Consider the following 12,953-nt stretch of genomic DNA (forward strand, 5'->3'; position numbering starts at 1 on the left):
AACTATCTCCCTGGGGGTTTTCGACTATCTAAAGACAAGGGCGCTCGCAAACAATTTCTGGGCCGGTTAGTCACGTCCACACCATAAGCGCGTATGCCTCGATCCGAGGCATCCGCTCTTCCCTGTGTTCCGGCGGTCCGGTGTGCCGACGTCAGCTGATCTTCCTGCGGTAGATCGCCATCGACGCGATGTAGGCGACGACGAGGATGCCGACCAGCCACGCCATCGCGACCCAGATGTCGGTGCCGACCGGCTGGCCGGCGAACAGCGCGCGCATCGAGTCGACGATCGAGGTGACCGGCTGGTTCTCGGCGAACCACTGCACCGGAGCGGGCATGCTCTCGGTCGGGACGAACGCCGAGCTGATGAACGGCAGGAAGATGAGCGGGTACGAGAAGGCGCTCGCACCGTCCACCGTCTTCGCCGTCAGGCCCGGGATCACCGCGAGCCACGTGAGCGCCAGCGTGAACAGCACCAGCATGCCGATCACTCCCAACCAGGCGCCGAAGCTCGCGCCCGTTCGGAATCCCATCAGGAACGCGACGCCGATGACGAGCGCCAGCGAGACGACGATCGACACCAGCGACGTCAGCACATGGGCCCAGAGCACCCCCGACCGCGAGATCGGCAGCGACTGGAACCGCTCGAAGATGCCGCTCTGCAGGTCGAGGAACAGCCGGTAGGCCGTGTACGCGATGCCCGAGGCGATCGTGATCAGCAGGATGCCCGGCAGCATGTAGTCGATGTACGACCCCTGGTCGGCGCCGGTGTTGATCGCTCCGCCGAAGACGTAGACGAACAGCAGCATCAGGGCGATCGGGGTGACCGCTGTCGTGATGATGGTGTCGGGGCTGCGCAGGATGTGACGCAGCGACCGGCTGGTGAGAACGGCGGTGTCGCCGATGGCGTGAGTGGTCATCGCCCTTCCTTCCGTGTCGTGGCGGCGCCGTCCTGGGCGTCGCCGGGCTCTGCGGTGTCGTCCTCGCCGGTGAGGGCGAAGAAGACGTCCTCGAGGCTGGGCTGCTTCTCGATGTACTCGACCTTCGCCGGCGGCAGCAGCTGCGTGAGCTCGCTGAGCGTGCCGTCGACGATGATGCGGCCCTTGTGGAGGATCGCGATGCGGTCGGCGAGCTGCTCGGCCTCCTCGAGGTACTGCGTGGTCAGCAGCACGGTCGTGCCGCCCCGCGTCAGCTCCCGCACCGCGTCCCAGACCTCGAGGCGGGCCGCGGGGTCGAGACCGGTCGTGGGCTCGTCGAGGAAGATCACCGGCGGGTCGCCGATGAGGCTCATCGCGATGTCGAGCCGGCGGCGCATGCCGCCCGAGTACGTCGACACCTTGCGGGAGCCGGCATCGGTCAGCGAGAACCGCGCGAGCAGTCCGTCGGCGATCGCGCCGGGATCCTTGAGGTGGCGCAGCTGCGCGATGAGCACGAGGTTCTCGCGGCCGGTCAGCACCTCGTCCACGGCGGCGAACTGCCCGGTGAGGCTGATCGTCTCGCGCACCTTCTGGGACTGCGCCGCGACGTCGAACCCGGCGATCGCGGCGGTGCCGGCATCCGCTTTCAGCAGTGTCGACAGGATGCGGACGACCGTGGTCTTGCCGGCGCCGTTCGAGCCGAGCAGTGCGAAGATGCTCCCTCGCGCCACGTCGAAGTCGACGCCGCGCAGCACGTGCAGGTCCTTGTAGGACTTCTCGAGCCCCTCGACCCGGATGGCGGTGTCGGTGGTCATTTCTGTTCTCCTCGTTCTGCGTCGTCGATCGCCTTGTTGAGGCGCGAGCGCTCCTTGTCGATCCACTGCTTGCCCGAGTAGGCGGCGGTGAACTCCTCGGCGAAGGCGGAGGCGTCCTCGCCGACGATGTCGCGCACCGGCGTGCCGTCGGCGGCCGCGCGCTCCCAGAGGTCGGCGGAGTCGCCGAGCATCTGCATCATCGTGACGCCGTCGGTCATCCCGCCGACGGTCATGAAGTACCGGTCCAGCGCCTTCGCGGCGGCGCGGTAGGGCTCAGGCAGGGCCTCGATGCGCGCCTTGTACTGGCGGTACTGCTTCTTCTGCTCGAGCGAGCCGGTGACGACTTCGTACCACTTGGCGGCCATGATCAGTCCTCTTCCTGGGGGTTGGCGTTGCTGTCTGCGTGTTCGCGGTGGAGCTGTTCGATGCGTTCTGCGAGGAAGCTCCAGGTCCTCCAGAACTCCGCGAGCTGCTCGCGGCCCTGCGTGTTGAGGGAGTACACCTTGCGCGGCGGTCCCTTCTCCGACGGGACCTTCTCGACGTCGACGAGGCCGCGCTGCTCGACCCTGACCAGCAGGGCGTAGACCGTGCCCTCGGCGATGTCGGAGAAGCCCTGGTCCCGCAGCCACGAGGTGATCTCGTACCCGTAGGCGGGCCGGCCGGAGAGGATCGCGAGCACGATGCCCTCCAGCGTGCCCTTGAGCATCTCGGTCTCCTGCTTGCCCATCGCGCACCTCCTTCTGACTACTCAGTGTTGTTGACTACTGGTAGACAGTAACACTAGGTACTGGTACTTAGCAACAGCGAATACCAAGATTCTCCGAGGGTGGAGAACAAGAAGAGCGGATGCCTCGGATCGAGGCATCCGCTCAAAGCGATGTCAGGGGGAGTGCCGGTGGTGGGAGTCGAACCCACACGCCCTTTCGGGCAACCGAGTTTGAGTCGGTCGCGTCTGCCATTCCGCCACACCGGCCCGCGCGCCGTGCCGCGCGTCCGCGATTGACCATACCGTAGGATTCAATGGTGACTGAGCAGGAGCAGACCGCCGCATCGACGGCATCCACCCCCCGCCGCGTCGTGGTCGCCGAAGACGAGTCGCTCATCCGGCTCGACATCGTCGAGATCCTCCGCGACAACGGATTCGACGTCGTCGGCGAAGCCGGAGACGGAGAGACCGCGGTGGCCCTCGCCACCGAGCTGCGCCCCGACCTGGTGATCATGGACGTCAAGATGCCGCAGCTGGACGGCATCTCGGCCGCCGAGAAGCTCAGCAAGAACCACATCGCCCCGGTCGTCCTGCTCACCGCCTTCAGCCAGAAGGAGCTCGTCGAGCGCGCGAGCGAGGCCGGTGCCCTCGCATACGTCGTCAAGCCGTTCACTCCGAACGACCTGCTGCCCGCGATCGAGATCGCGCTGGCCCGCTACGAGCAGATCATCACACTCGAGGCCGAGGTCGCCGACATGGTCGAGCGCTTCGAGACCCGCAAGCTCGTCGACCGCGCCAAGGGCCTCCTCAACGAGAAGATGGGCCTCTCCGAGCCCGAGGCCTTCCGCTGGATCCAGAAGGCGTCGATGGACCGCCGCCTCACGATGCAGGACGTCGCCAAGGCGATCATCGAGCAGCTCGCGCCCAAGAAGGGCTGAGCCCCCGAACGCGAAGAGAAGCGGATGCCTCGAGCCGAGGCATCCGCTTCTCTCGTTCCCGCCCGGGTTCAGACGGGCGGCAGCTCCTTGATGTGGTTCGTGATGCGCACGGTCGAGCAGCGGCGGCCGTCCTCGTCGGTGACGACGATCTCATGGACGGCGAGCGTGCGACCGAGGTGGATCGGCGTGCAGACGCCGGTCACGAGGCCCGACGTCGCCGAGCGCGTGTGCGTCGCGTTGATGTCGACGCCGACGGCCAGGCGGCCCGGGCCGGCATAGAGGTTCGCGGCCATCGAGCCGAGCGATTCGCCCAGCACGACGTACGCGCCGCCGTGCAGCAGGCCGACCGGCTGCGTGTTGCCCTCGACCGGCATCGTGGCCACCGCGCGCTCGATTGAGAACTCGGTGAAGACGATTCCCATCTTCTCCGCGAGCGCGCCCATGCCGCGGTTCGCCGCCCACGCGAGGCCGTCGACGGGGGAGGGGGAGTGCTCGGGCATGCGTCGCCTTCGGGGTGCGTGGGGCGGGAGATCGGGTGTCGCCGGCCCTGACTAGGCTTGCAGGGTGACGGACTCCGCAAAGCCTACCCTCCTCGTCGTCGACGGCCATTCGCTGGCATATCGGGCCTTCTACGCCCTTCCCGTCGACAACTTCTCGACGAAGGATGGGCAGCACACCAACGGGATCTACGGGTTCCTCGCGATGCTGATCAACCTGATCAAGGCGGAGAAGCCGACGCACCTGGCCGTGGCGTTCGACACCTCCCGGCAGTCCTTCCGCACCCGCGAGTACACCGAGTACAAGGCGAACCGCTCCGAGACGCCGTCCGAGTTCAAGGGGCAGATCCCGCTCCTGCAGGACTGCCTCGCCGCCATGAGCATCCGCGTGCTCCAGCAGGAGGACATCGAGGCCGACGACATCCTCGCGACCCTCGCGTCGCAGGGCGCCGCCCGGGGGTTCCAGGTGCTCGTGTGCTCGGGCGACCGCGACACCATCCAGCTCGTGAACGACGACATCACGCTGCTCTACCCGAACGTCCAGGGCGTTTCGCAGCTGAAGCGCTACGACCGCCAGGCGGTGATCGACCGCTACGGCGTGCCTCCCGAGCAGTACCCCGACATCGCCGCCCTCGTGGGCGAGACGAGCGACAACCTGCCGGGGGTGCCGAAGGTCGGCGAGAAGACGGCCGTGAAGTGGCTGACCCAGTTCGGCTCGCTCGACGCGCTCCTCGAGGGCGCCGACTCCATCAAGGGCGTCGTGGGCGGCAACCTGCGCGATCACCTCGACGACGTGCGCCGGAACCGCCGCCTCAACCGGCTGCTGACCGACGTCGACCTGCCTCTCGGTCCCGACGACCTCGAGGTGCAGCCGATGGACGCGCAGGCGGTGCGCGACATCTTCTCGCGCCTCGAGTTCAAGACGCTCATCCCGCGCGTCGCCGAGCTGGCCGGCATCGAGCAGCAGATGGCCGCGGTCACGTCGGCCGCGGCCGAGCTCGCGCCGGTCGCGGAGGAGCTCGCTCCCGCGGAGCTCGCCGCCTGGCTGACGGACGCGACCGGCGAGCTCGGCGTGACGATCACGGTCGAGGGCGGACTTCCGGCTCGCATCGGCGTCGCGACGACGAGTGCCGCGGCCGAGGCGTCCTGGACTCCCGAGCTCGCGGCGGCCATCGGGCCGTGGCTCGCCTCCGACGCGCCGAAGGTCTTCGCCGACGCCAAGCCGCAGGTGAAGGCGCTGCAGCGGGCGGGAGTACGCCTCGGCGGGCTCGCTTTCGACGTGATCCTCGCCGGCTGGCTGCTGCGCCCCAGCTTCCCCGACAAGACGCTCGCCGACCTCGTCGACCGCTACCTCGACGAGAAGCTCCCCGAATCCGACCCGACGCAGCTCGTGCCCGAGACGGAGGGGGCGACGACCGGCCAGCTGTCCTGGTATCTGATGCGCGTCGCGGCCGCCGTGCGCGCCGAGCTTCCTGAGAGCGTGGGCGCGGTCCTCACCGACATCGAGCTGCCGACGCTGCACACCCTTGCCGACATGGAGCTCGCGGGCGTCGCCGTGTCGCACGCGACGCTGTCGCAGTTCTCGGGCGAGCTCGGTGCCCGCGCAGATGCGCTCGCGCAGGAGGCGTACGCGGCGATCGGCCGCGAGGTGAACCTCGGCTCGCCGAAGCAGCTGCAGGAGGTGCTGTTCGAAGAGCTGCAGCTGCCGAAGACGCGCAAGACCAAGACGGGCTACTCGACGGATGCTGCGGTCCTGGCCGATCTGCAGGAGACCAACCCGCACCCGTTCCTCGACCTGCTGCTCCAGCACCGCGAGGCGACGAAGCTCCGGCAGATCATCGAGTCGCTCGACAGCGCCATCGGGGGCGACCGCACCAGCGGCGCCGACGGCCGCATCCACACGACCTATGTGCAGACCGGCAGCCAGACCGGGCGCCTGTCGAGCACCGACCCGAACCTGCAGAACATCCCGATCCGCACGGAGGAGAGCCGCCGCATCCGTTCTGCGTTCACCGTCGGCGAGGGCTACGAGACCCTGCTGACGGCCGACTACTCGCAGATCGAGATGCGCATCATGGCGCACCTCTCCGAGGACCCCGGGCTCATTGAGGCCTTCAACTCCGGCGAAGACACGCACCGCTTCGTCGGCTCGCGCGTCTTCGGCGTCGCCCCGGAAGACGTGACGCCCGCGATGCGCACGAAGGTCAAGGCGATGTCGTACGGCCTCGTCTACGGACTCTCGGCGTTCGGCCTGTCGAAGCAGCTGCGCATCGAGCAGGCCGAGGCGAAGCAGCTCATGATGGAGTACTTCGCGCGCTTCGGCGCGGTCCGCGACTATCTGCGCTCGTCCGTCGAGCAGGCGCGGATCGACGGCTACACCGAGACGATCTTCGGCCGCAGGCGCCCGTTCCCCGACCTCGCCAGCCCCAACCGCGTCCTGCGCGAGAACGCCGAACGAGCCGCGCTCAACGCGCCGATCCAAGGCAGCGCGGCCGACATCATGAAGATCGCGCTCTTCCACATCCATGACGATTTCACCGCTCAGCAGCTGAGGTCGCGCGTGCTGCTGCAGATCCACGACGAGCTCGTGATCGAAGTGGCGCCCGGGGAGTGGGAGGCCGCCGAGCAGATCGTGCGCACCCGCATGGGAGACGCGGCGCAACTGTCTGTGCCTCTCGACGTGCAGATCGGTCGCGGCGACAACTGGGACGTCGCCGGTCACTGATCGGCCGGCTCGCGTCGGCCGGTCCCGGCACCGGGATCCTCGTTTGTCGGCACCGCGTGCCATGCCTAGGCTCGTTGCTATGACAGACGAAACCCGCACGCCCACGCAGATCGACAAGATCGCTGATGCGTGGGTCGACACCCTCGCCGAGCTGGAACCCCGGATCGCCACGTACATCGGCCGCGACGAGTACAACGATCGATTCGGCGACTACAGCCCGGCGGGCCAGGAGCGCCTGGTCGACGAGGGACGCAAGACTCTGACCGCACTTCAGGCCGCGGACGCGGTCGACGACATCGACGCCGTCACGAAGGACGACCTGAGCCAGCAGATCCAGCTCGAGCTCGACCTGCACGACGCGAAGTGGCACCTGCGCGACCTCAACGTCATCGACTCGCACGCCCAGAACATCCGCGCCGTGTTCGACCTGATGCCCACCGCCACGACGGACGACTGGTCCGTCGTCGCCGCGCGCCTGGGCGCCGTGCCCGGGGCGATCGACGGCTACGTCGAGACGCTTCGCGAGGGCATCTCACAGGGCGTGGTGCCGGCTCGCCGGCAGGTCACGGAGGTGGCCACGCAGATCGCCCGCTACACCGCGGAGAACGGATTCTTCGCGAGCTTCGCCGCCGACGCCGCACCGGAAGAGGGCCAGCTCCCCGCCTCCCTCGCACGCGACCTCGCCGACAATGCCAACGCCGCCCGGGTCGCATACGACGAGCTCGCGGCGTTCCTCACGAATGAGCTCGCCCCCGTCGCCACGGAGAAGGATGCCGTGGGCCGGGAGCTGTACGCGCTGCACTCGCGCCGCTTCCTCGGGGCCACGATCGACCTCGACGAGACCTACGAGTGGGGCGTCGAGGAGCTCGCGCGCATGGTCGCCGAGCAGGAGGCGATCGCGAACGAGATCAAGGCAGGCGCCACCGTCGAGGAGGCCGTGGCGTTCCTCGAGCAGGACCCGAGCCGCAAGCTGTACGGCACCGAGGCGCTGCAGAAGTGGATGCAGGAGACCAGCGACCGCGCCGTCGCCGAGCTCGGCGCGACCCACTTCGACATCGCCGAGCCGATCCGCACGCTCGAGTGCATGATCGCGCCCACCAAGGAAGGCGGGATCTACTACACCGGCCCGACCGACGACTTCTCGCGTCCCGGCCGCATGTGGTGGTCGGTGCCCGAGGGCGTCGAGGACTTCGACACCTGGCGCGAACTCACGACGGTCTACCACGAGGGTGTTCCGGGCCACCACCTCCAGATCGCGCAGGCGGTGTACAACCGCGCGCAGCTCAACACCTACCGCCGGCTCCTCGGCGGCACGTCGGGCCACGCCGAGGGCTGGGCGCTCTACGCGGAGCGCCTCATGGAGCAGCTGGGCTACCTGTCGGACCCCGCCGACCGCCTCGGCATGCTCGACGGCCAGCGCATGCGCGCCGCCCGCGTCGTGCTCGATATCGGCGTGCACCTCGAGAAGCCGCGTCCCGATGGCCAGGGGCCGTGGGACGCCGACTTCGCACTCGAGTTCATGCTGCGCAACGTCAACATGCCCGACGAGTTCGTGAAGTTCGAGGTCAACCGGTACCTCGGCTGGCCGGGCCAGGCGCCGTCGTACAAGGTCGGCCAGCGCATCTGGGAGCAGCTGCGCGACGAGGTCGCCGAGCGCGAGGGCGATGCCTTCTCGATCAAGCAGTTCCATAAGCGCGCGCTCGACCTCGGCGGTGTCGGACTCGACACGCTGCGCTCCGCCCTCTCGCGCTGACCCTTCGACGGGCTCAGGGACCGGCGACCTCGTCGGTCGCTGAGCCTGTCGAAGCGGAGCGCAGCAGTGCCACGACCTCGGCGTCGGTCGTCTGACGGAAGTCGTCGTAGTACTGACCCACCGCCCAGAAGTCGGCTTCCCGGTTCGGGCACACGAACGCATCGACCGCGTCGGCCGGTGGCTCCCACCGCTCCGGTGCCACGGGCACGGCGAGGACGATCTGCTCCGGGGCGCGGGCGCGCAGAGCACGGCACGCCGCGATCGCGGTCGCGCCGGTCGCCACGCCGTCGTCCACCACGATCGCGGTGCGCCCCGACAGCTCCACGGACGACGAGCCGAAGGCATCCGTCCGCCGTGCCAGCTCGTCGCGCTCGGCTGCCTCGACGCGTTCGAGATCGCGCGACGACATGCCCGCCCACCGCATCGCGCCGGGCGTGACGATGCGCACCCCGTCGGCGATCGCACCCACGGCGTACTCCTCGTGCCCCGACGCGCCGAGCTTGCGCACGACGACCGCGTCGAGCGGGAGCCCGAGCACCTCGGCGACCGCTGCGGCGACGACGACGCCGCCTCGCGGGATGCCGAGGACCACGGCATCCGTTCCCCGCCATCGTTCGAGCTCTGCGGCGAGCTCGCGCCCGGCGGACCGGCGATCCGCGAACGGGATCATGCCTCCACGCTACGCTCGCGGGGCGTGGCTGTGTCGGGAATGCGGTGGCTGCTCACCGGGTTCATGCAAGCGCATAGAAGGAGACGAACACATGACCTCTGTCGACCCCGCCACCATCGAGCTCGGACTCGACACCTTCGGCGACGTGACGCGCGACGCGTCCGGTGAGCTCATCAGTGACGCGCAGACGATCCGCAACGTGGTCGAGCAGGCGGTGCTGGCCGACCGCGTCGGCCTGTCGTTCTTCGGGGTGGGGGAGCACCACCGCAGGGAGTTCGCGGTGTCGAGCCCTGAGATCGTGCTCGCCGCCGCGGCTGCACGCACCGAGCGCATCCACCTGGGCACGGCGGTCACGGTGCTCTCGAGCGACGATCCGGTGCGCGTCTTCGAGCGCTTCGCGACGCTCGATGCGGTCTCGAACGGTCGTGCCGAGGTCATCCTCGGCCGCGGATCGTTCATCGAGTCGTTCCCGCTGTTCGGCTACGACCTGCGCGACTACGAGGCGCTGTTCGACGAGAAGCTCGACCTCTTCTCGCAGCTGCTGACGGAGAAGCCCGTCACGTGGAGCGGGACGCTCCGCGCGTCCCTCGACGAGGCCGACGTCTTCCCCAAGACCGAGAACGGACTGCGCGCCTGGGTCGGCGTGGGCGGGACCCCCGAGTCTGCGGTGCGCGCCGCGCGCTACGGCTACGGGCTCATGCTCGCGATCATCGGAGGGCCGGCCGGGCGCTTCGCGCCCTTCGCCGAGCTGTACCGCCGCTCGCTCGACACCTTCGGGCAGCAGCAGCTCCCGGTGGGGGTCCACTCGCCGGGCCACGTCGCCGAGACCGATCAGCAGGCGTGGGACGAGGCGTACGAGGGGTTCGAGGCGATGAACAACTCCATCGGGCGCGAGCGCGGCTGGCCGACCTACAACCGGCTCCGCTTCCAGCACGACGTCGGCCCGGAGGGGGCGCTGTACGTCGGCTCGCCCGAGACCGTCGCCCGCAAGATCGCCGACACCGTGCAGACCCTCGGCGCCTCCCGCTTCGACATGAAGTTCTCGACCGGCACCCTCTCACACGAGAAGATGATGCGCTCGATCGAGCTGTTCGGCACCGAGGTCGTGCCGCGGGTGCGCGACATGCTGTCGTGAGCCCCGCGAAGGTCGCGGCATCCGTAGCATGACGCTATGACGGATGCCGGAACCCGCGCGTCGTCGACGCTCTCGGAGCGCCTCGACCATCTGCCCTTCACCCGCAAGCACCTGCGCGTGCTCACCGGATCGGGGATCGGATGGGCGCTGGACGCGATGGACGTCGGGCTCATCTCGTTCATCATCGCCGCGCTGGCTGCGCAGTGGAGCCTGACACCGACCGAGGCGAGCTGGATCGCCTCGGTCGGCTTCGTGGGAATGGCGATCGGCGCGAGCGTGGGCGGGCTGCTCGCCGACCGGTTCGGACGCCGGCAGGTGTTCGCCCTCACGCTCCTCGTGTACGGCCTCGCGACGGGCGCGAGCGCGCTCGTCGGCGGGCTCGCGGCGCTCCTCGTGCTGCGATTCCTCGTGGGGCTGGGGCTCGGCGCCGAGCTGCCGGTCGCGAGCACGTACGTGAGCGAGTTCGCTCCCGCGCGCATGCGAGGACGCCTCATCGTGATCCTCGAAGCCTTCTGGGCGGTCGGCTGGACGCTCGCGGCCCTCATCGGCTACTTCGTGATCCCGACCTCCGACGACGGCTGGCGCTGGGCGTTCGCCTTGGGCGCCATCCCCGCGGCGTACGCGCTCATCGTGCGGTGGGGCCTGCCCGAATCGGCGCGCTGGCTGGAGCGGCGGGGACGCTTCAGCCAGGCGGAGTCCGTCGTGCGCACGTTCGAAGACGCAGGCGGCGTGCCGGCAGTCCCTGCCGTCGGGCGGCCGACGGTGCCGCCACCCGCCGCGACCTCGCTGGGGGAGCGGCTGGGCGCGCTGTGGTCGGCCGAGTTCCGGGTCCGCACCGCGTGCCTCTGGCTGGTGTGGTTCTGCGTCAACTTCTCGTACTACGGCGCATTCATCTGGATCCCGTCGATCCTCGTGGCGCAGGGGTACGACCTCGTGCGCTCTTTCGGCTTCACCCTGATCATCACGCTCGCGCAGCTTCCCGGTTATGCCGTGGCGGCGTGGCTCATCGAGGTGTGGGGACGCCGGGCGACGCTCTCCGTATTCCTCGTCGGTTCGGCGGTGTCGGCGATCTTCTTCGGCACCGCCGCTGGAGCCGGCGCGGTCATCGCGGCCGGCATGGCGCTGTCGTTCTTCAACCTGGGCGCGTGGGGTGCGCTCTATGCGGTGACTCCCGAGATGTATCCGACGTCGCTGCGCGCCACCGGCTCAGGCTGGGCCGCCGGCGTCGGGCGCATCGCGTCGATCGTGGCGCCGCTCGTCGTGCCGCCGCTGCTCGTCGCCGGCGGCGCGCCGGTGCTGTTCGTCGTGTTCGCGGTGTTCTTCGCCATCGCCGCGACCGTCGCCTGGGGGCTCGTCGACCGGCGCGGCGTCGCGCTCGACGACCGCTGACGACGCCGCGCCCGCGCCGCGCCGAGCCGGTCGTAGGCTGGAGCCCGTGGCATCCGTTCGATACGTCGCGATCGGCGACTCCTTCACCGAGGGTGTGGGCGACGAGCTCCCCGATGGACACGTGCGCGGCTGGGCCGACCTCGTCGCTCAAGGCTGGGCGGACGCCGTCGATCAGCCGGTCGAGTACGCCAACCTCGCGATCCGCGGCAAGCTCGTGTGGCCGATCGTCGAGCAGCAGCTCGAGCCGGCGCTCGCGCTGAGGCCGACGCACCTGTCGTTCAACGGCGGGGGCAACGACATGCTGCGCCCGCGGACCAGCGTCGCGCACGTGCTGGCAGCCTTCGAGACCGTGCTCCGTCGCTGCGACGAGGAGGGCGTGCAGCTCATCGTGCTGTCGGGGGCGAACCCGACGGCGCAGCTGCCGCTCAAACGCGTGATCCAGCGGCGCGGCGACCTTCTGTCGTACGCCGTGGAGGCGCGCCTGGCCGCGCGCACCGACGTCGTGCAGGCGTACAACTGGTTCGACGAGGAGCTCGCGACACCCCCGTACTGGTCGGAGGACCGCCTGCACATGAACTCGCGCGGACACCACCGCGTCGCCGCCCGTGTGCTGAGCGCGCTCGGCGTCGAGCCGGTACCGGACTGGTGGTCGCAGCCGCCGCTGCCCCCGATGGGCCCCCGCGGCGCGGCTTACTACCGCGAGCATGTCGGCCCCTGGGTCCGGCGACGCCTGACCGGGACGTCATCGGGCGACGGCCGCGAGCCGAAGTTCGGTCAGTGGGCCGAGATTGCCCCGACCAGCTGGTAAACGCTCACGCCGAGCCACCGGTCACGGCATAGGTCAGCTCGGCGAACGCGCCCGCCTGCCGTGCGGCCTTCAGCTCGAGCCGATCGGCGCCGAGGCTGCGGGGGAGGAGCGGCTTGCCCGAGGGCAGCGTGGCGGGCGCGATCGAGACCCGGATCTCGTCGAGGAGTCCCGCATCCGCGAACTGGCCCGCGAGATCGCCACCGCCCACGATCCACACGTCGCGGTCGCCCGCCGCGTCGCGGATCTGCGGCCACACCTCGCGGACGTCGCCGGAGGCGAACCGGATGTCGACGCCGGGCACGACGGGCTGGTCCTTGCTCGTGAAGACCCAGGTGGGACGGTCGCCGTAGTAGGACGGCCACTTCTCGGGGTGCGCGACCAGATCTTCATGCTCGAGCACCCACCGGTACGTCGACGAGCCCTGGACGAGCACGCCGATGCCCGACAGGAAGCGCTGGAAGTCCTCGTCGCCGCCCTCGCCGCCGGGAGCGGCGAAAAGCCACTCGAGAGAGTCGTGGTCGTCGGCGAGGAAGCCGTTGAGCGTGGTGGCGGTGTAGAAGACGACGCGGGGCATGCGGTCACGGTAGCGCGCATCTCGGAC

General features: G+C 69.4%; 13 protein-coding genes and 1 tRNA gene. 6 read left to right on the forward strand and 8 right to left on the reverse strand.

The window, feature by feature from the left end:
- Positions 1–151: 151 nt before the first annotated feature.
- The 5 genes from ACFQ7C_RS13110 to ACFQ7C_RS13130 form a co-directional block, all read right to left on the reverse strand.
- Positions 152–919: an ABC transporter permease gene (locus tag ACFQ7C_RS13110; RefSeq protein ID WP_378901633.1), complete on the reverse strand. Its 768-nt coding sequence runs from the start codon at positions 917–919 to the stop codon at positions 152–154.
- Positions 916–1,731, reverse strand: a complete 816-nt coding sequence (locus ACFQ7C_RS13115) for an ABC transporter ATP-binding protein (RefSeq protein ID WP_378901636.1) — start codon at positions 1,729–1,731, stop codon at positions 916–918. Before ACFQ7C_RS13115 ends, ACFQ7C_RS13110 begins: the two co-directional genes overlap by 4 nt.
- Complete coding sequence (locus ACFQ7C_RS13120) at positions 1,728–2,096, reverse strand: DUF1048 domain-containing protein (RefSeq protein WP_378901639.1); 369 nt, start codon at positions 2,094–2,096, stop codon at positions 1,728–1,730. The genes ACFQ7C_RS13115 and ACFQ7C_RS13120 overlap by 4 nt, the downstream gene beginning before the upstream one ends.
- A 2-nt stretch (positions 2,097–2,098) precedes the next feature.
- Positions 2,099–2,458, reverse strand: a complete 360-nt coding sequence (locus ACFQ7C_RS13125; protein WP_378901642.1) for a PadR family transcriptional regulator — start codon at positions 2,456–2,458, stop codon at positions 2,099–2,101.
- A gap of 163 nt (positions 2,459–2,621) precedes the next feature.
- Positions 2,622–2,704, reverse strand: a tRNA-Leu gene (locus ACFQ7C_RS13130).
- A gap of 47 nt (positions 2,705–2,751) precedes the next feature.
- On the opposite strand from ACFQ7C_RS13130, the gene ACFQ7C_RS13135 reads away from it, so the two are divergent.
- The gene (locus tag ACFQ7C_RS13135) at positions 2,752–3,375 is read left to right on the forward strand and encodes an ANTAR domain-containing response regulator (protein WP_109209425.1); all 624 of its coding nucleotides are present in this window, start codon (positions 2,752–2,754) and stop codon (positions 3,373–3,375) included.
- Positions 3,376–3,443: 68 nt separating this feature from the next.
- On the opposite strand, the gene ACFQ7C_RS13140 is transcribed toward ACFQ7C_RS13135, so the two are convergent.
- The gene (locus ACFQ7C_RS13140; protein WP_378901645.1) at positions 3,444–3,875 is read right to left on the reverse strand and encodes a hotdog fold thioesterase; all 432 of its coding nucleotides are present in this window, start codon (positions 3,873–3,875) and stop codon (positions 3,444–3,446) included.
- Between the two features lie 64 nt (positions 3,876–3,939).
- Between ACFQ7C_RS13140 and polA the strand changes: the two genes are divergently transcribed.
- Positions 3,940–6,597: a DNA polymerase I gene (polA, locus tag ACFQ7C_RS13145; protein WP_378901648.1), complete on the forward strand. Its 2,658-nt coding sequence runs from the start codon at positions 3,940–3,942 to the stop codon at positions 6,595–6,597.
- Positions 6,598–6,676: 79 nt separating this feature from the next.
- Complete coding sequence (locus tag ACFQ7C_RS13150; protein ID WP_378901651.1) at positions 6,677–8,350, forward strand: DUF885 domain-containing protein; 1,674 nt, start codon at positions 6,677–6,679, stop codon at positions 8,348–8,350.
- 13 nt (positions 8,351–8,363) lie between these two features.
- Here the strand turns inward: ACFQ7C_RS13150 and ACFQ7C_RS13155 are convergent, their stop codons facing one another.
- Entirely contained in the window at positions 8,364–9,020 is a 657-nt protein-coding gene (locus tag ACFQ7C_RS13155; protein WP_378901654.1) for a phosphoribosyltransferase, read from the reverse strand.
- Between the two features lie 91 nt (positions 9,021–9,111).
- On the opposite strand from ACFQ7C_RS13155, the gene ACFQ7C_RS13160 reads away from it, so the two are divergent.
- The 3 genes from ACFQ7C_RS13160 to ACFQ7C_RS13170 are packed head-to-tail and all read left to right on the forward strand — an operon-like array spanning position 9,112 to position 12,352.
- Entirely contained in the window at positions 9,112–10,155 is a 1,044-nt protein-coding gene (locus ACFQ7C_RS13160) for an LLM class flavin-dependent oxidoreductase (protein ID WP_378901657.1), read from the forward strand.
- 36 nt (positions 10,156–10,191) lie between these two features.
- Positions 10,192–11,544, forward strand: coding sequence for an MFS transporter (locus ACFQ7C_RS13165; protein WP_378901660.1), 1,353 nt, complete (start codon positions 10,192–10,194; stop codon positions 11,542–11,544).
- A gap of 46 nt (positions 11,545–11,590) precedes the next feature.
- Complete coding sequence (locus tag ACFQ7C_RS13170; RefSeq protein WP_378901663.1) at positions 11,591–12,352, forward strand: SGNH/GDSL hydrolase family protein; 762 nt, start codon at positions 11,591–11,593, stop codon at positions 12,350–12,352.
- A gap of 4 nt (positions 12,353–12,356) precedes the next feature.
- Here the strand turns inward: ACFQ7C_RS13170 and ACFQ7C_RS13175 are convergent, their stop codons facing one another.
- Positions 12,357–12,926, reverse strand: a complete 570-nt coding sequence (locus ACFQ7C_RS13175; RefSeq protein WP_378901666.1) for a dihydrofolate reductase family protein — start codon at positions 12,924–12,926, stop codon at positions 12,357–12,359.
- Positions 12,927–12,953: the final 27 nt, after the last annotated feature.

Origin of the sequence: Microbacterium sp. NPDC056569 (genome assembly GCF_042793475.1) — a bacterium.
GTDB lineage: Bacteria > Actinomycetota > Actinomycetes > Actinomycetales > Microbacteriaceae > Microbacterium.